The organism is Dokdonia sp. 4H-3-7-5 (assembly GCF_000212355.1).
Taxonomy (GTDB): Bacteria; Bacteroidota; Bacteroidia; order Flavobacteriales; family Flavobacteriaceae; genus Dokdonia.
Window position 1 is genome coordinate 2313164 of record NC_015496.1, and the last position, 20608, is coordinate 2333771.

Below are 20608 nucleotides of genomic sequence, written 5' to 3' on the forward strand. Positions count from 1 at the left end.
TACAATTAACAAGGCGTGCTATTTAATGAATTTCAATATTAGCGAGAAAGAAACTATAAAAAATGACACAAGAATGATAAGTAACAACAAAGTGTCAAATTCCAAAAGTAAGCTTGTCATCGCTTATAGTTTATTTGGGAATGATGCTATATATCTAGATGGGGCTATAAAAAATGCTCAACAAGCTTTGGTCTTATATCCAGAGTGGCAAGCGAGGTTTTATGTTGATGATACCGTTCCCCAAGACACTATTACAATTCTCAAAACCTATAATGCAGAAATTATAATCAAGCCTACTAGTAATGGGAGTTCTGGAATGTTTTGGCGTTTTGAACCTCTTTTTGAGCCTAATACAATAATGTTAAGCAGAGATGTAGATTCACGACTGTCTTTGCGCGAGAGAGATGCAGTAAATGAGTGGCTAGCAAGTACTGCAAGTTTTCACATAATGAGGGATCATAAATTTCATACCTCAAAGATTTTAGGTGGAATGTTTGGAGCTAAGCCTAATCCTAATATTTTAAGAAAGAAAGCTATTTTTTCTCATTTTTATAATGGTGATAAGTATGGAGCAGATCAGTTCTTCTTGAGTCGTATTATTTACCCTTTAATTAAAAATGATGTTGTAATACATTCATCTGGAGTTAAATATGATAATGAGCAAATCATATCTTTTCCGAGTAAGAATGAAGATTTTTCATACGTGGGGATGGCTTGGCGTGGTCAAGAACCATTGACTGCATTTATAGATGAAGAGCATATACAGGTTCACACAACAAAAAGAGAGTTTTACCAAATCTTAAAATATCGACTAGTAGCACTTTTTTGGTAAAATGGTATATATAAATATATACCAGATAATTGATTTAGGTAATTATCTAAGAACGTATAAAGAGTTACGATGATTAGTTTATCATACACCTCTTTTTAGAAAAATTAAGGAGAGATAAACTAAATTTTAATAAATAGACATTTCTAAAGAATTAAAAAGCGTGAAAAAAATTATAAAGAAGATTCTAGGAGCTGAAAAATCAGCTAGGTTAAGAAAAAAATCTAAAACTCTTAAAACGCCAAAAACTCTTTTGAAAGTTGCGTTTGGAAATACTCAAAACTCATCCCTGACTGAGTTGGGCCAATTTTATGGAACAGACAAAGTTGACGAAGCTCACTCTTTTAAGGGGATGAATTATATGAATATCTATGAGAAATACTTTGAAACCATTAGGAATAAGGAAATCTCCTTTTTAGAGATAGGGGTAAAAGAAGGTTATAGTCTCAGAACTTGGGATAAGTATTTTAAAAATGGACGAATAAAAGGGTTGGATATTGATCCTAGGTGTAGTGATTTTGCGACTAAGGATATTGAAATAGCTATCGGAAGTCAAATAGATGTAGACTTTCTCAAAAAATCTTTCAATGATTGTAGTGAGTTTGATGTGATTTTGGATGATGGGGCTCACGTAAATCATATGATAATTAAATCTTTTGAGTATCTATTTTATAATAGATTGAAATCAGGTGGACTTTACATAATAGAAGATTTAGGCTGTAGCTACTCGAAATTACAGACTGATAATAACGTTAAGGAAACTTGGCCGGGAATGAAATATAATGGTGAAGAAAATTTGGATAATACTCGAGAAGAAATGGATTTATTCTTCAACAAAATAATTTATCAATTAGACCACCTAAGAGGAGAAGTGTTGAGTATTCACTTTTATTCTAGAATTTGTGTTATTATAAAAGCTTAAACTTCTAAAAGTGATTTTCTTACCATATGAACCTCATTAAGTAGTTCTGATATCCTCATGAAAAGCTCTATTCTTAAAGTATTTTAACCTAAAAATGCATACTTTTAACGGATAAATAGTTAAGGCGGTGTTAAAGCTTTAACTACAACCCAACCACAATGAAAAGCATCGGTTTTATACCCCTGCGTAAAGGCTCAAAATGCATTCCAGGTAAAAACAAAAAGAAACTTCTCGGTCGCCCACTATTCTGCTGGGTCTTAGGTGAAGCGATTGCTTCACGTCTTGATACTATCTATATTTATACGGACGATGAGGATATCATCGCTTTTGTAGAAAAAGAATATCACTGGACAGATAAAGTAAAAGCCGTACAACGTAGCGACGAGAGTGCAACAGATACTGCTTCTACAGAAATGGGGATGCAGGAGTTTGTAGCAGGTTTAAAAGAAGATTTTGATGTGCTTTGTTTACTCCAAGCAACATCACCTTTTACCACTTCTCAAGATATAAATGCGTGCCTAGATGCAGTAGCGTCAGGTACAGATAATGATTCGGCTCTTACGGTGGTAAATACTCACCGATTCACTTGGAATGCAGATGGAACTCCTCAAAATTATGATGTCTTCAGCCGACCGCGTAGGCAAGATTTTGATGGGTTACTTATTGAGAATGGAGCTTGCTATGTGACCACGCGTGACGCTTTTCGCGAAAGCGGAAACAGAATTAGCGGTAAAATAGCTACGGTACACATGCCAGAGGATAGTCTTACAGAGATAGACACGCTGACCGACTGGAAAATCGTGGAGGAATTGCTAGCCGCTCGTTTAAAAACGAAAAAGCAAAGTAACCGAATTACACATCTTATACTTGATGTGGATGGCGTGTTTACAGATGGCTGTATCTATTATGGTGCAGAGGGCGAACTGATGAAAAAGTTTGATATGCGCGATGGAATGGGACTTGAGATTTTGAGACAATATAATGTTGAGGTAATGGTGATGACGTCTGAAGATTCTCAAATAGTTGCCAGCCGAATGAAGAAATTAAAAATTAAAGACGTGTTTTCAGGAGTGAAAGACAAGTATAGTCTACTTTCTAGAATTGCTACAGATCGTGGGATTGATTTTTCTGAAATAGCATATATAGGTGATGATGTGAATGATCTTGCAAACATTTGTGCAGCAGGATGGTCACTTACACCTGCAAATGCGACGATGCCTATCAAGAACCACGCAGATATCATATTACAAAACAATAGCGCAGAAGGAGCGATACGCGAGGCCTGTGACTTTATTATAAAATATAACAACCGATATGAGTAATTACAAAACGCCTTATACAATAGCAGAAATAGGCGGAAACCATAAAGGCGATATGGAAATCGCAAAGGAAATGATTAAAGTAGCGGCTATCTTCTGTAATGTAGATGCCGTAAAATTCCAGAAGCGACACAACATAGAACTTCTTACCAAAGAACAATATGAAGCACCACATCCTAATCCTGTAAATTCTTATGGAGACTCTTATGGAGCGCATAGAGAGTTTCTAGAATTTGATGTGAATCAGCACGCAGAACTTAAAAAGTATTGTGAGGAGTTAGACATTACCTATGCAACTTCGGTTTGGGATACAACGAGTGCAAAGGAAATAGCAGGCCTTCATCCAGAGTTTATAAAAATACCTAGTGCTTGTAATAACCATTACGAAATGCTAGGGTGGTTATGCGAGAATTACAAAGGAGAGATTCACTGCTCTACTGGGATGACTACTAGAGATGAGATCGAGGAGCTAGTACAGTTTTTTGAAAAGCATAACAGAGGTAAAGACTTAGTGCTTTATAACTGTACATCTGGATATCCAGTGCCATTTCCAGATGTATGTTTGCTGGATATTAAAACACTTATAGAGAAGTATGGCGATCGTGTAAAGCACATCGGGTTTTCTGGTCACCATCTAGGTATTGCAGTAGATGTTGCTGCCTATACACTTGGGGCAAACATTGTAGAACGCCACTATACACTAGATCGTACTTGGAAAGGTACAGATCACAGTGCATCACTGGAACCAGCAGGAATGAGGAAGCTTTCTAGAGATTTAAAAGCGGTATATCAAGCATTAGATTATAAAGCAACAGATATTTTGCCTATCGAGCAAGTACAGCGAGATAAGTTAAAGTATAGAAAGGCTTAGAAGATAATAGGGGAAAGCGCTAGTCTTTTATGCGATTGCTTACTAAAAATTGATGCAGTCATTTCGACAGAGCGAAGCGACGAGAAATCTCATCAGAGTAAGCGATGTATTTTGAGCTTTTTGCGTGAGCTTGATAATGTGATTTCTCCTTTCGTCGAAATGATAGTTTATGAATGGCCTAAGTAAGTTTTGTGTAAAAAATGATGTGAGTGGAGGGATAAGTAAAATAGGGCTAGCATGAGTATTATGAAATTTAATATTTCACAAATACTCAATATATTAGGTAAGACAATTGCTCCTTTATTTTGCGCCGCAACGAGGGATATTTTTAGCAAAGCTTAATTGAGCCTAGACTTTTTTGGTTACTTTTTTTGGCAATGAAAAAAAGTAACAATGGAGATTGAAAAGAACTAATAGTTGATTTTGATTACTATTTAAAACTAGAAATCTCATCAGAGTAAGCAGAGAAGAGTAAGCAGTGTATTTGATCTTTTTACGTGAGCTTGATAATGCGATTTCTCCTTAGGTCGAAACGACAAAAGGCTAGAGCAAAGAGAAACCTTATTACAGTAAGTAGCTGTATATGAAATATGATTAAAAAAAATAAAGTTTTCATTCTTTTTCCAGACGGCGTAGGTCTACGCAACTTTGCTTTTACTAAGTTCAAAGAAGTAGGAGAGGCCCAAGGATTTGACATCACTTACTGGAATAACACCATATTTTCGTTAGAAAAGGAATTGGGTTATAAAGAAGTGAAGATTGAGAACACAAAGATTCACCCCAAAACACCTACACTTAGTCACGCAAGAAAGAGGGTAGAACTAGCGCTTTCGCGAAAGCGTGAAAAAGATAATGTCTATCCTACCTATCGTTTTCCATTGCAGTGGAATAGTATAAAGAAAGCCTTAAAAAGTGCTTTTGTAAAGTATCACGAAACGTTTAGTGCCACACCAAAGGGATGGCAACGAATAATGAACCAAATGCAAGCTGCCGAACGATCTACTGTTCGCTACCAGGAGCTTAAAGCACAACTAAAAGAACACCGTCCAGACATTGTTTTTTGTACCACACAGCGAGCTACACAGGCCATTGCACCTTTGCTCGCGGCGCAGGATCTTGGAATCAAAACGGCGTGCTGGATATATAGTTGGGACAACCTGCCTAAGGGAATGACCACGGTAGAGACAGATTATTACTTTGTATGGTCTGACCTTATGAAAGGGCAGCTCTTACAGTACTACCCAAAAACCAGAGAAGAGCAGATATTTGTTACAGGAACACCACAATTTGAACCACATTATGATAGTAGTATTTTGCTTTCCCGAGAGCAATTTTGTCTAGAGCACAATCTTAGTGAAGAGACACGATACATTTGCTTCTCTGGGGACGATCAAACCACGTCACCACTAGATCAATATTATCTAGAAGACACGGCAATTGCTGTGCGAAAATTGAGAGAAGAAGGTGAAGATGTAGCCATTATATATAGAAAAGTACCTATTGACTTTTCTGGTAGATATGATGAGGTATTGGCTACTTATAAGGATGTCATTATACCTATAAACCCTTTGTGGAAACCAATGGGCTCACAATGGAATCAAGTGATGCCTACCAAAGAAGATTTTGCTTTATTAGTAAATACCTGTCACCACTGCGAGCTGGTTGTAAATATATGCTCGAGTATGGTGTTTGATTTTGTGGCTCACGATAGGCCTACAATCTATCCAAACTATGAGCAGCCACAACTTAAAAAGGGAATACGTGATATAGGACAGAACTATAAATATGTACATTTTCGATCTATGCCAGATTATGATACAAGTGTCACTTGGGCAATGAATAAAGAAGATATTTATGATGGAATTAAAGGCTTACTTAATGGTAGTCTTAACCCAGTGCCTATTACAAAAAGATGGTTTGGGATTGTAAATAAACCAGAACAACCTGAGAAAGCTAGTGAGCGTATTTGGGAGGGGATACATCAAATCTTAGAGTAAATGCTTTTTAATTCATTAGAATATCTCGTCTTTCTGCCATTAGTCTTTGTAGTCTATTGGTTTGGCCTCAAAAAAAGTCTGAAGGGGCAAAACTTTTTTATTCTCTTAGTAAGCTATGTGTTTTATGGATGGTGGGATTGGAGGTTTCTTGCGCTTATAGCCTTCAGCACACTTGTAGATTATATGGTAGGATTAAAAATCCAAAATAGTGATTCTAAGAAAAATAGAAAGCTACTTCTCGGCATCTCTTTAGCTGTGAATTTAGGGTTGCTAGGCTTTTTTAAATACTATAATTTCTTTGTTGATAGTTGGGTAGAAGCTTTTGATGCAATAGGCATAACATTGCACACTAGTACCTTACGAATTATCTTACCTGTGGGGATTTCATTTTATACATTTCAAACGTTAAGTTATACGATAGATGTATATCGTAAGAAGCTAACAGCAACTCCTGATTTTATAAATTTTGCTGCGTATGTAGCATTTTTTCCACAGCTCGTGGCGGGTCCTATAGAAAGGGCATCTAACCTACTTCCGCAGTTTGCAGAGAAGCGAACTTTTGATGAGGAAAAAGCAATCTCAGGTATTAATCTTATTATCTGGGGTCTGTTTCAAAAAGTGGTAATTGCTGATAGTTGTGCTCCTTATGTGAATGCAATATTTGACAACTACGAGAGTATGAATTCCCTTAGTCTTTTACTGGGAGCTTTTTACTTTGCTTTTCAGATTTACGGAGATTTTGCGGGGTATTCAAACATTGCAATTGGTTCAGCGCGGTTATTAGGTTTTGACCTTATGCGTAATTTTAATTATCCGTACTTCTCAAGAGATATTGCCGAGTTTTGGAGGAGATGGCATATTTCTTTATCTACTTGGTTCCGAGATTATCTTTATATCCCATTAGGAGGTTCAAGAGGATCCAAGTCTAACCAACTTCGCAATGTATTAATCATTTTCATTGTTAGCGGATTCTGGCACGGGGCAAATTGGACGTTCATCTTTTGGGGAGCACTTCATGCCTTATTTTTCATACCAGTTTTGCTATTCAACGTTAATCGCAAGAACTTAGATCAAGTTGCTGCAAATCGATTGCTACCCAATATCAAAGAACTAGGTCAAATGCTGTTTACTTTTATACTTGCCTGTTTTGCTTGGATATTTTTTAGAGCAAGTTCTGTAAGTACTGCGTTTGCTTATGTTGAAAGGATTTTTACAAATATGACCTTTACATTAGAGTACTTAAACATAGAGCGATATAATGTAGAGATGATATTGATTTTAGGTATTTTAATAGGTATAGAATGGTTTAATAGAACTCAAGAACATCCATTTCAAGGAAGATTTAAATGGGTGAAGCTTACCGCGGTTATCATAATGTTGCTCACACTTGGTGTTTATTCTAACCATAACGACTTTATTTATTTTCAGTTTTAATGAAAAAATTTGTTAGGCATATAGCAATCATTTTAATCTTGATCATCAGCATAAGCTATGTTCTTGATATATGTTACACCTATGCTTTTGATAATGATCATCCTCGTAATAAAGTCCAGCTTACAGCAAATCTTTCTAATACTCATATTGATTTTATTTTCTTAGGAAGTTCAAGGGTTGATAATCATATAGATTGTGATTTGGTCAAAGAGTTAACGGGTAAGTCTTGCCTTAACTTGGGCTTACAAGGATCAAGGATTAATGATGGTAAAGCATTAGCTGAGCTACTAGAATCAAATAACGTTACTTATGAGAAAATATTAATGCAAGTGGATTACATCTTTAACTATCATAATTATTCTCCATCGTTTATTGCAAGCATTGTTCCTTACGTTAATAAAAATGGATTTCCAAAGGGTTTGAAAGAAGATCTAGACTTGCCAGTAAGTTACAAAATGCCATTTGCTAGGTATGCATATAATGATAAACTCGCCGGATTAAGAGAGGTTATATTGCAATATGCTGGTAAAGAATCAAGGGTTGATCTCAAAAATGGTTTCAATCCTTTAGAAGGTGTTGGTACTAAAATAAGTGGCAAATTTCCAAATATCATATCAACAAGCAATAATAACTTAGATAGTCTAGTAGACCTGAGCGAGAAGGTTATACTGTTTACTGCTCCTTACTGTAAGAATACAATAAACAGAGATAAATTTATGGGAGATTTAATGGGAAGGTATCCTCAATTAAATAACTTCATTGATATATTTGATGAGCGGGAACATTTTTATGCAAACTGCGGTCACCTTAACTCCCAAGGCGCTAAGGAGTTTACAAAAATACTTGTCAAAGAAGTTCTTTTGAGGTGATGTTTAAAGTGCTAGAATCCCTGAATTACACTTAACTTAAAAGGTTATTTTAGTAATAGGAGAGGGCTACAAGAATTTTATTCTAATGCCGATTATCAAGTATTCAAAGTAACACTGTCCATTTACAACATTAATGAAACGTTTTTTTACATACATTATAATTATTGTGGCTCTAGTTTTAGTGATAGCATTTACACTTGATTTGCTTTATTCTACTGTGTATGTTAATGATAAGCCTCGTAACAAAGTACAGCTAGTTGCAAACTTAACAAACACACATATTGATTATATTTTTCTCGGTAGTTCTCGGGTTGAAAATCATATAGATTGTGATCAAATAGAAAAACTAACTGGTAAGTCGTGTATTAATCTAGGACTTCAAGGTGGTAGATTAAAAGATTATAAGGTGCTTGCTTATTTATTGAAGAATAATAGAGTTACTTATGAGAAGATTTTTGTTCAAGTAGATTATAGTTATAATTTCGATAATTACTCACCTCTTTTCTTAGCTCAAATTGGACCATTTGTGAATAGAAATAATTTCCCTGAATTGCTGAAAGAAGAATTACAAAAAGAAGTAAATAGTAAAATGCCTTTTGTGCGTTACGCTTTAAATGAGAAGGCTATCGGGTTTAGAGAAACTTTGTCACAGTTTTTTGAGAAAGGTGTAAAAGTAGATTTACAAAATGGATTTGTTCCATTAGAAGGACTGGGTACTGCAATTAGTGGACATTTTCCAGATTCTGTAAATTATCCAAACCTAGTCCTAGAAGAAATCATCACTTTAGATCCTGATAGCACAATATTATTTGCAGCACCTTATTGTAATAGTTCAAAGACAAGAAATGATTTTATGTCCTCACTACAAATTAAATACCCTAGCTTGCATAACTATATTGACATTTTCGATAATGTTGAAGGTATGAGTGTAAATTGCGGACATCTAAATGCTAATGGAGCTCAAGTATTTACTGGTATTCTAACTAAAGATATTCTTTTAGACTAATGCATATAGCCTATATAACTCCAGAGTATCCGCATACTAAACTAGGTAATTCTGGAGGTATGGGGACAAGTATGAAGAATCTTGTAACGGCTATCGTTGCTGAAGGACATCAAGTAAGCCTATTTGTTTATGGTCAAAAAACAGATGAAGTGTTTGATGAGGATGGAATAACTTTTCATGTTATAAAACAGAAGAGTTATGGGTATGGAGGTTTTTTTCTATACCGAAAAAATATTAGTCGTTATTTAAACCGATATTCAGATACTATAGATGTTATAGAAGCTCCTGATTGGACGGGAATCACGGCTTTCATGAAGCTTAAGAAACCGTTGGTGATACGTTTTCACGGAAGTGATACTTATTTTTGTCATATCGAAGGACGTTTACAGAAGAAGAAGAATGCTTATTTTGAAAAACAAGCAGTCAAAAAAGCAATTGGTTTTATAGCTCCAACTACTTTTGCGGGTGAAAAAAGTATGGAACTCTTCAACTTGCCTAAGGATAAATTGAAAATCATTCATTATGGTCTAGAATTAGAGAAATTTAATAATGCGGATCCAGGGACATATGAAAAGTATCGCATTCTTAATATAGGAACCTTGATAAGGAAAAAGGGCGTTTTCCAGCTTATAGAAGTCTTTAATAAATTGGTAGAGATAGAACCTAAGAGTACTTTGGTTTTTATAGGTGCAGATAGTGGTGATGTCCAAACAGGATCAATATCTACTTGGGAATTAATGAAAGATAAAATGACAGTAAAAGCTGCTGCTCGAATTTCTTATTTGGGTAAAATACCTTATGAGGAAGTACAAGGGCAAATCAAGAAAGCACATGTTTGTGTATTTCCATCGCTTGCAGAAACTCTGGGAATGGTAACCATAGAATCTATGGCATTAAAAAAGGCAGTGGTTAATACTGATATAGGTTGGGCACGAGATTTAATTGATCATGGTGTTAATGGTTTTATGCATCATCCAGATGATTTTAATGCCTATGTTCACACCATTAAAAATTTATTTGATGATCAAGAATTGGTAGAGAAAATAGGAGAAGCAGGTAGAGTAAAAACAGAAGAGCAGTTCGATATTAATAAAACAGTTCATCAAAATATAGCGTATTATAAAAGTATTTGTTCCTTATGATTTCCCTTGTACACCATAAAGGTATTGCGATTACGGGCAATTATAACGGACTGCCAATAATTGAGGCTATTTATAAATGCGCTCATGAAAACCCTGATAATTACTTGTTGGTTTATGAGAAAACAGCAGATGTTGATGCATTTAAAGCTGCACTACCTGAAATAAATCATCGGGCATACTTTTTCTCCAATTACAATAATTCACATCCAGACATAGGATATGTAGAGGATAGTCCTTTTTTAAATATTAATAAAAAGGTCACGTATCCCACTTGGTTAAAAGGAACAGCTATAGTTTGTATGCATGCCAACCTTATCAATGAAAGTGTTCTTAGTCATTCTAATGAAAAGAATTATTTATACTGGTTAAATTCGATAGGTAAACTATCGCAAACTGGAGGTGTCTTGAACTATCAAATACCTACAACCATTCAAAATGAAGAGTTTAAAACGTACGAACTTTATAAGTTTGTAAAACAACATTATAGAACTAGATGGGTATTCATTTTACTTCTCTGTCATTTATGGTATGAGCAACGCTTTCCTGTAATTTCATTAATGAGAACAATTTTCATTAAAAAATCTTTGTTGAAAATTGATATACATGAATTGCAAATCTTTAAAAAAATCCATGCTAAGGCAAACTTTAAATATGACGTTATTATTCCTACTATGGGAAGAGCTGGTTATTTGATGGATGTTTTACTTGATTTAAATAATCAAAAAACACTGCCTAATAAAGTTATAGTTATTGAACAAAATGCAGATGGTCATGCAACGAGCAATCTAGGTTTTGTCAAGGATGAACAATGGGATTTTGAAATAGTCCATGAGTTCACTCATATCACCGGAGCCTGTAGAGCTCGTAATCGAGCAATAGCTTTGAGTAGTGCAAACTGGATCTTGTTATTTGACGATGACGTGCGTATTAAAAATGATTTTTCTACTAGAATCTTAGATTTTATGAATGATAGCAAAGCAAAATGTGTGACTTTTTCTTGTTTGCAAAAAGGAGAAATAGAGAAGCAAAGTAATTACTTGCAATGGCCAGCATTTGGATCTGGATGTTCTATCGTACATAGAGAAGTAGCGGAGAGTTGTGAGTTTGATATGGCACTTGAGCATGGTTACGGTGAAGATGTAGATTATGGAATGCAAATACGTAATGCCGGATATGACGTGATATATGCGCCTCAAATTCAATTATTGCATTTAAAGGCTCCTGTAGGAGGATTTAGAAAACCACATGTTTTTCCATGGCAAGAAGATGCTGTCTTACCTAAGCCATCCCCACAAATCATGTATCATCGTACTAAGAATTATACTCCAAAACAGTTGATAGGATACAAAGTCACTTTGTTTATCAAGTTTTATAAAGACTACTCAATCAACAATCCTATTGCTTATTATAAATATTTTAAAAAGGCATGGAGTAAAAGTCTGTACTGGTCACAAAAATTAGCTCAAGATGCAACAGTGTAAACTAAGCCTTATCATTTGCACTTACATGCGACCAGATCCCTTAACAAGATTGTTGGAGTCCGTCATGGCGCAAACTCAAGTACCTGAAGAGATTTTAATTATTGATGGTTCTACAGATGATGATACGGGATCTCGCTTTCGCGAAAGCAGAAATAACATTATAAGCTATCATAAAGTGCCACAAGAATGTCGCGGGCTTACGAAGCAACGTAATTATGGAATATCAAGAATCAATGACGAAATAGATATAGTTGCATTTCTTGATGACGACACGATTTTAAATCCAGATTATTTTGAGAACTTGGTTTCTACTTATGCTCAATATCCAAAAGCGGTAGGTGTAGGTGGTTATATTACAAACGAAGTTTCTTGGGAGAAGACAGAACAGGGAAAAGTTGAGGATTTAAACCATTATTATTACGATGGTTATAGGAGAAAGGAGAGCAGTCGCTACAAACTAAGAAGAAAATTAGGGCTGGCACAAACTACACAACCAGCTATTTATCCTGAATTTGGTCATGGTAGATCTATAAGTTTTTTGCCACCTTCTGGTAAGATTTATAAAGTAGAACAGTTAATGGGAGGTGTTTCTAGTTTTCCTCTTGCTGTTTTAAAAGAACATAAGTTTTCTGAATATTTTGAAGGTTATGGTCTCTACGAGGATGCAGATTTTACATTGCGATTATCTAATATAGGAGATTTGTATGTGAATACAGCAGCACAATTAGAACACCATCACGATGCAGCAGGAAGACCTAATAAATACACTTACGGTAAGATGGTCGTGCGCAATGGCTGGTATGTATGGCGAGTAAAACATCCCAAACCATCATTTAGGAACAAACTCAAATGGTATCAAATCACCGTATTGCTTACTGGTATTAGATTTCTGAATATCTTTACTACGAGTGAACGTAAAGAAGCATTCACAGAAGCAATGGGAAGAACCGTAGGTATATTTAGTTTGCCTTTTAATAAACCTAATTAATGAAGTTTTCAAAAGACATCAAAAGATATACGGACTATAGCGGGAAGTCGGCCTTAATAATGTTGTTGACTCAGCAAGGGCTATGGGCATTGTTACAGTATCGTTTTTTTAATTGGATTTATACATCTAAGCTGCCTAAAGTATTAAAATGGCCACTATTGGCTATAGGAGTTCTCAAATTAAAAGCTATAGAAATCTTAACAGGGATAACCATTCCATATAGCGCAACCATAGGAGAAGGATTTTACATAGGTCATCATTCTGGTATCATTATCAACGCAAAGGCTATCATAGGTAAGAATTGTAACATCTCTCAAGGAGTAACCATAGGTGTAAGTGGTCGCGGCGATCATCGTGGTATTCCAGTAATAGGTAATCAAGTTTATATAGGAGCAAATGCCACAATAGCAGGCAAGTTAAAGGTAGGAGATAAAGCGGTGATAGGAGCAAATAGTCTTGTAGTTAAAGACGTTGTTGCGGGAACTACGGTAGTAGGTGTGCCGGCTATAAAAGTAAGTGATAACGATTCTGCAGACTATATTTTATGAAATTACTCATCATATCTGATGCACCTATTTTAAGTAATTCAGGGGAAAAAGAAGCGTACGCACCTTATGTGAAGGAAATGGATATATGGATGCAACATGCTAGTGATGTTTCTTTTGTATGTCCGACTAAATATGATCGTAATCTTTTAACTCAAGCTTTTCAAATACAAGATTTTGAAGTTCAATCATTACGAAGACTGGAGTTTCATTCAGTATTATCAGCATTAATCTCGTTTCTAACCATTCCATATCAAGCCATAGTGTTATGGAATACCATGCGCAAAGCAGATCATATTCATCTAAGATGTCCAGGTAATCTTGCTTTGCTAGCCAGTATAATACAGGTTACGCTTCCGCGAAAGCGAAAAACGGCTAAGTATGCTGGGAATTGGGATCCTGCATCTAAACAACCGCTAGCTTATAAAATGCAAAAGTGGATACTTTCTAATACCGCATTGACTAGGAATATGAAAGTGCTGGTTTATGGCGAATGTAAGGGCCAAACTAAAAATATAAAACCCTTTTTTACCGCAAGTTATTACAATAATGAAAAGGAGGCCGTCATAGATAGAGATTTTAAGCAACCTCTAAGAGCCATGTATGTAGGCACTATGGGACTAAATAAAAGACCTTTAGAAACAGTACAGCTTGTTAATTTTTTTCGTAGCTCTGGATTAGATATTACCCTTGAGATGTACGGCGATGGTCCAATAGTAGAAGACATTAAGTGGTATCGAAAAGAAAATGGAATTTTAGATAAAATCGTCATACGAGGAAACCAACCTGGGCATGTAGTAAAAGAAGCCTACAAAAATGCAGATCTTCTCATATTACTCTCCAAAAGTGAAGGATGGCCTAAGGTTGTCGCAGAGGCAATGTTTTGGGGTGTAGTGCCTATAGTCTCGAGTGTATCATGTGTGCCTTGGATGATTGGAAACGATAAGAGAGGGATACTTATACATGATCCAGAACATATAGATGCTGAATATTTAGGAAAACAACTAACTAACAAAGAAGCTCTTTTAGAAATGAGTAAAGAGGGCGCAGAGTGGTCTAGACAATACACAATGGATACCTTTGCTCAAGAAATCAAAAAGCTATTGCAATGAAAGTGCTCCAACTCATAGATACATTGGATGCTGGTGGGGCGGAACGGATGGCTGTAAATATAGCTAATGCCGTTAATGAAGAGGGAATAACCTCTTATCTGTGTGCAACCCGACGAGGAGGTACCTTAGAAAGAGAATTATCTTCTCAAGTGAGTTTCTTAATGCTTGGAAAGAAGGGTAAGCTAGATCTAGTCGCCTTTCGCCGATTTTTTAAATGGTTAAAAAAGCAACAGATTACCATTATCCACGCGCATTCTACATCGCTAATGCTAGCAGTACTAGCCAAAATCAATAAGCGTAGCATAAAGATTGTTTGGCATGATCACTATGGGATGAGTGATGCGTTGGAAAAACGTGATAGCAAACTCCTCAAAATTCTTGCTAGATATATTGATGTGACAATAGCGGTTAATGAGAAGCTTACAACATGGTCTAGGGAAGTATTATGTGTCAAGCAAACTTATTTTTTAGAGAACTTTGCATCACTTTCTGGAGATACACTTAAAGTTACTACCCTAAAAGGAGTCGAAGGTAAACGTGTAATTTGCTTAGCAAACTTACGACCACAAAAAAATCATATAGAGCTCATTAAAGCTTTTTCAAAAACACAAGACAATTTTCCAGAGTGGACGTTACATCTCGTAGGAAAGTCTTTTGAAGATGATTATTATGAGCAAATAACCACTGCTATTAGAGAGCATGAACATACAAGTAAGGTATATCTCTATGGTAGTTGTAATGATATAGCGCACATTTTAGAACAAAGCACCGTAGGTGTACTTGCATCTATTTCAGAAGGCTTACCTGTTTCGTTGTTAGAGTATGGAAACAGTAGTTTACCTGTTATAGTTACAAATGTTGGACAATGTGCTGCGGTTGTAGGGAATAACGGTATAGTGATTAATAATGTAAGAGAAGAACTAAGCAAGGAGCTAGTAAAATTGTTTCATTGTGATCAAAAAGAAAGAGATCAGATTGGATTACGCTTTCGCGAAAGCGTACTAAAAAATTATAGTAAGAAGGCTTTTATGGACAAGGTGTTGCCTATCTATAAAGGATTGATATCTTAGAGCTGTGAATATATCCAAACAATCTAGATACTTAACTTTTATGGTGATTCACATCATCATAGGAGTTTTAGTGTATCTCGTAAGGTCGCTTGCACTCGTTTATTTTGCAGGTAGCATTCTCTATTTTTTAGTGCAAATATTTAGAACTGGAAATAAGAATAATGAGGCTCTTATGGGAGCAGCCTATATGGCGGGTGCTGAGGTTTTCTTTAGAATGAACCAGGCTGTTCCTGTGTACGAAGCAGGTAAATATTCGGTAATAGCTTTTATGTTAATAGGGCTTTTCTTAAGTGGTACTAGTCGTAAATCTGGAATTTATTGGTTATATATTTTTCTGTTATTTCCTAGTATCTTAGTTGCCACTATGAACTATAGCTTAGGGTCAAATATTAGAAATTCTATTTTCTTTAATCTTAGTGGACCTATATGCTTAGGTCTTTCATCCTTATATTGTATTGATCGTAAGTTGACTTATAGACAACTTTCAGATTTAATAAAGTGGATTTTATTTCCAATAATTAGTATGGCAGTTTATATTACAATGGGAACACCTGATTTACGTGAGACCCTTAGCAGTACTGGAGCAAACTTTGCAGCATCAGGTGGCTTTGGACCCAACCAAGTGTCCACAGTTTTAGGCCTTGGAATGTTTGCAGCATTGGTACAGTTAGTGGTACATAGTAAAAATAAATTACTTCTTTTTATTCATTTGGGAATTACGGGATATTTATTATATAAAGGAATTATTACCTTTTCAAGGGGTGGAGTGATTACAGCAATCACAGTAAGTGCTATTTTTTTAGTAATATATTTTAGTGGTTCTAAAGGTGTTGCTCGTAGGAGAATGATGACTTATTTAATACTTTTAGGAGGTGTTTTTGCAGTTACAGCTGCATATAGTTCATTTCAAACTAGAGGATTAATAGATAAGCGTTATAGTAATAGGGATGCAGCGGGTAGATTGAAAAGTGATATTACCACCGGGCGTGGAGAATTACTTGAAACCGAACTTTCTGCATTTTATGAGAATCCACTTACTGGAGTCGGTGTAGGAAAGACCAAAGAATTGAGAGAGGCTGCTACAGGTGTATCTGCCGCTTCTCATAACGAAGTCAGTAGATTATTATCTGAACATGGTATTTTAGGATTAATTATTCTAGGGATTCTTATTATTTACCCTTTAGTGTATCGCTCTAAAAATAGACGCAATTACTTATTTTATTCGGCCCTAGGATTTTGGTTTATGACCATAAACCACTCATCAATGCGTATTGCAGCGCCAGCTTTTATATATGCTCTTGCCCTTTTAAACGTTGTTCATGAAAAGAAAAAGACTCCTATACGTAGGCAACGCGTTATCCAGTAAAGGGAAGACGGTTACTACTATTGAGACGCTTAGTTTATTGCTGAAGCAGGAAGGGTATGATGTTGAGGTAACGTCAACAATATCAGATAAGTTACTTCGCATGTTCGGTATGATGCGTGCATTATTACGTTCTCGCAATAATATTAGCTTTGTTCTCATAGATACATATAGCACATCCAACTTTTGGTATGCTGTAATCATTGGTAGTTTATGTAGAACGTTCAGTATTCCATATATTCCAATTTTACACGGTGGTAATTTGCCACATAGGCTCAAGAACAACGCAAAAATTTGCAAACAGCTTTTTGGGAGTGCACAGATTAATGTTGCTCCTAGTGGCTATTTATATAACGCTTTCGCGAAAGCGGAATTCTCAAATATCACTTACATTCCTAACACCATTGAATTAGAGAAGTACCCATTTAAAGAGCGAACAGTATTTAAACTCAACTTATTATGGGTAAGATCATTTGCCGAAATTTATAATCCGTTGATGGCGATTCAAGTGCTTGAAAAATTACATCAACAGTATCCTGAAGCTACACTAACGATGGTTGGGCCAGATAAGGATGGGAGTTTAGCCCTTTGCGAGGCCTATGTAAGGAAGCATAATCTCCCTGTACATTTTACGGGTAGATTATCCAAGGAGGATTGGACGTCTCTAGCGCAAGACCATGATGTTTTTATAAGTACCACAAATTTTGATAATACTCCTGTGAGTGTGATAGAGGCAATGGCATTAGGATTACCGGTAGTATCTACAAATGTAGGTGGAATGCCATATCTTATTCATGACACCGTAGATGGTCTATTATCAGCTCCAGAGAATGTTTCTGCTTTCTCAGAAAAGATAAGTAAGTTGCTTGAAAACACAGCTAGCACAAAGGAAATAGTGTTGAATGCTCGTCAAAAAGTAGAATCCTTTGATTGGAGCGTAGTAAAAGAGCAATGGCATAAAGTGCTCTGCTAAATTTGTGATATATTTACGGTACTCAACCAACCTCGAATGTCCCTCTTACCTAGTATCCATTTTGATGTCTCAGAGCGTAAAGTATTACTGCGCATATTTGATATCTTATCTGTTCTGGGAGCACTCTATCTCACAGAATTATTCTTAGAATTTGATTATGTAAAAATCAGAAAGGAAAACGCAACGGCAATCATAGTGCTTGTGGGGTATCTGTCCATCTTTGGGACGGTGTTTGAACTTTATTTCTTACCTAAGACGGTGAAGTTTCAAACCATGCTTAAGAATGTGATTCTTACCGTAGCAGTTACTGTGTTATTCTACTTGCTAACTCCTTTTTATACTCCCATTCTTCCAGAAAATAGACTACAGATAGTGTACTTTTTCTTGGCAATGATTATAGGTATTTCTTTGTGGAGGTGGTTGTACGTGTCTATAATTTCCGCACCAAGATTTTATAGAAAAGCAATCGTAGTAGGAGATTCCTTTAATATTCATAAGATTATTAAGAATCTAGAAGGAGCAGATCCTAATTACAAAATAGCTGGTTATATCAATACAGAGCCTATGTCTATTGCAGATGTAATCTCAACAGAGGCAAAACGATTTCCTATTAAAGATCTCCAAGAAACCATTTCAGAAAATGGTATTTCAGAGATTATTGTTGCAAGTACATATGAGGATGGCGTTTCACTTGAGCTCTATAATCAGCTTATAACACTCTTGAAATTAGGATTTCCCATACGAGAGTATATGCAGGTTTATGAGGATATCACGCAGCGTGTTCCTGTGGAATACGTAGATAAAGATTTTTACCGTTACTTTCCATTTAGTCGTAGTAATCAAAACAAATTCTATAAACTCATTCATCGCATTTTTGATGTGGTCATGTCTGTCTTGGGGATTTTATCATTTATTGTATTACTACCTATAGTCTTTATGGGTAATCTTATTGGTAATCGAGGTCCGCTATTTTATACACAAATACGCATAGGCCAAGGTGGTAATACATTCAAGATTATAAAGCTGCGCACCATGATTGTTAATGCAGAGAAAGATGGTGCTGCATGGTCTACTAAAAATGACACGCGTATTACTTCATTTGGTAAATTTTTAAGGAAGAGTAGACTAGATGAAATCCCGCAGTTTATTAATGTCTTTCTAGGGGAAATGAGTGTGATAGGTCCACGACCGGAACGCCCAATATTTGTAAAGGAACTCTCTAAAGAGATACCTTTTTATGAGACACGACATATCATAAAGCCAGGACTTACAGGGTGGGCGCAAGTTATGGGTGGCTATGCCAGCTCCGAAGAAGGATCGCTAGAAAAGCTACAGTATGACTTATATTATATCAAACATCGCAACCTCTTTATGGATTTGAGTATAGTACTTAAAACGATAAGTACGGTCATCAACTTCAGAGGACAGTAATACTACTCCTCATTACCATTTGTTCTTGTGGCTTTAATTCTTCTAAGTATAAATACATAGCGTATCGTAATTGCCATAAGGAGCGGTAAAAGAGATAATGCAAATCGCTGGACTCCTATAATCCAGTGAAAGAATAGAAGCGACATCATAATTACAGCCAACTTCATATAAGGATATACCCATTGTGGCGGTTGTACTTTTTTTACTGCAAATGATGCCAGTATATGAAATGGGAAGGCCCATAGTAAATTATAATTCCACGCCGTAGCATTATGATCTGTGCCAAACCATAATAAAAAGACTACAACTCCTATAAGCCCTGTGATTAGTAAAATACTCGTGTCTAGCCAGCCTAGAGGATTTTCATTCTTATGATCTTTGTAGGTTTTGTAGATGATAAGCCCTGCTAGAATTCCAAGTATAAACAATGGACTTAGTAAGAAATTAGTACTATAGCGATGTTTGATTTGCGGTGAGAATACGGTTTTGGCTTCTTTTACGAGTGGTAGTGTTCCTAAAGGTGTATTTATCGTAGCTTCTTGAAAAGCATACATAAGCTCATGTGGTAAAAACAAGTACTCTTCTGGAGTGGCAATTCTATCAATTACAGACCCCAGTGCGATATCAATCCCCATACTTCCCCAAGTATTCCACGACACGTATTCATGTATGAGATCGCGGTGTGTCATGCCAGCTTCCTGGTGATCATAGCTCATTGTCACATTAGCTTCATTCTTAATGATCTCAAATGGTCTCGTAGAGCAATTATCGTAGAAGAAATCATATTTGTAATATTTGTTTTCTTCTTTGGCATTATTCACCAAAAATTCAAAGACATCTTGTTTTTGACCTTGAGTGAGCTCTAGTTCTTGAGACTCAATCCATCGTTGCTGGAGCTTATAGCTATATTCAAAGTCGTCATACTTATCTACACCGACCTCATATAGTAATTTTCCTCTTGCAAACTTGAGATAGAAGTTAGGAGTTTTAAAGTTGAACTTGCCGTAGTTAAATACGATATCTAACCCTTTTTTATAATCACGTACGTGAATGGCATTGTGCCCAAAAGCGTCATTGAGTACAGCTCCAGGACCTATGGTGATTAGATTAATAGTTGCGTCATCAGATAGGCTAATGAATTTATTCTGTCCAAACCCTAGGGTAGAGAAACACAGAAAAATTAAAAGGATAAGATTTTTCATACCTTGTAAAGATAGTGGAGGTATAAAAATCTCACAATCAATACAGGGCATAAA

Annotated in this window: 18 protein-coding genes; 17 read left to right on the plus strand and 1 reads right to left on the minus strand. The window is 35.9% G+C overall.

Annotation, left to right across the window (positions count from 1 at the left end; translation table 11 throughout):
- Nucleotides 1-25 precede the first annotated feature (25 nt).
- From KRODI_RS10310 to KRODI_RS10390, 17 genes are all read left to right on the plus strand, one after another.
- Nucleotides 26-832, plus strand: coding sequence for a hypothetical protein (locus KRODI_RS10310; RefSeq protein WP_013751551.1), 807 nt, complete (start codon nucleotides 26-28; stop codon nucleotides 830-832).
- Nucleotides 833-992: 160 nt separating this feature from the next.
- On the plus strand, nucleotides 993-1751 hold the full coding sequence (locus KRODI_RS15115; protein ID WP_013751552.1) for a hypothetical protein: 759 nt from the start codon (nucleotides 993-995) through the stop codon (nucleotides 1749-1751).
- A gap of 158 nt (nucleotides 1752-1909) precedes the next feature.
- Nucleotides 1910-3073, plus strand: a complete 1164-nt coding sequence (locus tag KRODI_RS10320) for an acylneuraminate cytidylyltransferase (protein WP_013751553.1) — start codon at nucleotides 1910-1912, stop codon at nucleotides 3071-3073.
- Nucleotides 3066-3941, plus strand: a complete 876-nt coding sequence (locus KRODI_RS10325; protein ID WP_013751554.1) for an N-acetylneuraminate synthase family protein — start codon at nucleotides 3066-3068, stop codon at nucleotides 3939-3941. The genes KRODI_RS10320 and KRODI_RS10325 overlap by 8 nt, the downstream gene beginning before the upstream one ends.
- 590 nt (nucleotides 3942-4531) lie before the next feature.
- Nucleotides 4532-5938 carry a UDP-glycosyltransferase gene (locus tag KRODI_RS10330; RefSeq protein ID WP_013751555.1) on the plus strand — a complete coding sequence of 469 codons (1407 nt, stop codon included), beginning with the start codon at nucleotides 4532-4534 and terminating at the stop codon, nucleotides 5936-5938.
- Complete coding sequence (locus KRODI_RS10335; protein ID WP_013751556.1) at nucleotides 5939-7372, plus strand: MBOAT family O-acyltransferase; 1434 nt, start codon at nucleotides 5939-5941, stop codon at nucleotides 7370-7372.
- Nucleotides 7372-8241, plus strand: coding sequence for a hypothetical protein (locus KRODI_RS10340; RefSeq protein WP_013751557.1), 870 nt, complete (start codon nucleotides 7372-7374; stop codon nucleotides 8239-8241). The genes KRODI_RS10335 and KRODI_RS10340 overlap by 1 nt, the downstream gene beginning before the upstream one ends.
- 133 nt (nucleotides 8242-8374) lie before the next feature.
- Entirely contained in the window at nucleotides 8375-9247 is an 873-nt protein-coding gene (locus tag KRODI_RS10345) for a hypothetical protein (protein WP_013751558.1), read from the plus strand.
- Nucleotides 9247-10389 (plus strand): glycosyltransferase family 4 protein, encoded by a 1143-nt coding sequence (locus KRODI_RS10350; RefSeq protein WP_013751559.1) that lies wholly within the window; start codon nucleotides 9247-9249, stop codon nucleotides 10387-10389. The genes KRODI_RS10345 and KRODI_RS10350 overlap by 1 nt, the downstream gene beginning before the upstream one ends.
- On the plus strand, nucleotides 10386-11870 hold the full coding sequence (locus tag KRODI_RS10355) for a glycosyltransferase family 2 protein (protein WP_013751560.1): 1485 nt from the start codon (nucleotides 10386-10388) through the stop codon (nucleotides 11868-11870). The genes KRODI_RS10350 and KRODI_RS10355 overlap by 4 nt, the downstream gene beginning before the upstream one ends.
- Nucleotides 11857-12858 carry a glycosyltransferase family 2 protein gene (locus KRODI_RS10360; protein WP_013751561.1) on the plus strand — a complete coding sequence of 334 codons (1002 nt, stop codon included), beginning with the start codon at nucleotides 11857-11859 and terminating at the stop codon, nucleotides 12856-12858. The genes KRODI_RS10355 and KRODI_RS10360 overlap by 14 nt, the downstream gene beginning before the upstream one ends.
- Nucleotides 12858-13406, plus strand: coding sequence for a serine O-acetyltransferase (locus KRODI_RS10365; protein ID WP_013751562.1), 549 nt, complete (start codon nucleotides 12858-12860; stop codon nucleotides 13404-13406). Before KRODI_RS10360 ends, KRODI_RS10365 begins: the two co-directional genes overlap by 1 nt.
- Nucleotides 13403-14515: a glycosyltransferase family 4 protein gene (locus KRODI_RS10370; protein WP_013751563.1), complete on the plus strand. Its 1113-nt coding sequence runs from the start codon at nucleotides 13403-13405 to the stop codon at nucleotides 14513-14515. Before KRODI_RS10365 ends, KRODI_RS10370 begins: the two co-directional genes overlap by 4 nt.
- Nucleotides 14512-15585 carry a glycosyltransferase gene (locus KRODI_RS10375; protein WP_013751564.1) on the plus strand — a complete coding sequence of 358 codons (1074 nt, stop codon included), beginning with the start codon at nucleotides 14512-14514 and terminating at the stop codon, nucleotides 15583-15585. The genes KRODI_RS10370 and KRODI_RS10375 overlap by 4 nt, the downstream gene beginning before the upstream one ends.
- Nucleotides 15586-15589: 4 nt before the next feature.
- Nucleotides 15590-16951: an O-antigen ligase family protein gene (locus KRODI_RS10380; RefSeq protein WP_237699364.1), complete on the plus strand. Its 1362-nt coding sequence runs from the start codon at nucleotides 15590-15592 to the stop codon at nucleotides 16949-16951.
- Nucleotides 16905-17921 carry a glycosyltransferase family 4 protein gene (locus tag KRODI_RS10385; protein WP_013751566.1) on the plus strand — a complete coding sequence of 339 codons (1017 nt, stop codon included), beginning with the start codon at nucleotides 16905-16907 and terminating at the stop codon, nucleotides 17919-17921. Before KRODI_RS10380 ends, KRODI_RS10385 begins: the two co-directional genes overlap by 47 nt.
- Nucleotides 17922-17957: 36 nt before the next feature.
- On the plus strand, nucleotides 17958-19352 hold the full coding sequence (locus tag KRODI_RS10390) for a sugar transferase (RefSeq protein ID WP_013751567.1): 1395 nt from the start codon (nucleotides 17958-17960) through the stop codon (nucleotides 19350-19352).
- Between the two features lie 2 nt (nucleotides 19353-19354).
- Here KRODI_RS10390 and KRODI_RS10395 read toward each other — a convergent pair whose 3' ends face one another.
- Entirely contained in the window at nucleotides 19355-20554 is a 1200-nt protein-coding gene (locus tag KRODI_RS10395; RefSeq protein WP_041295894.1) for a DUF4105 domain-containing protein, read from the minus strand.
- Between the last annotated feature and the right edge of the window lie 54 nt (nucleotides 20555-20608).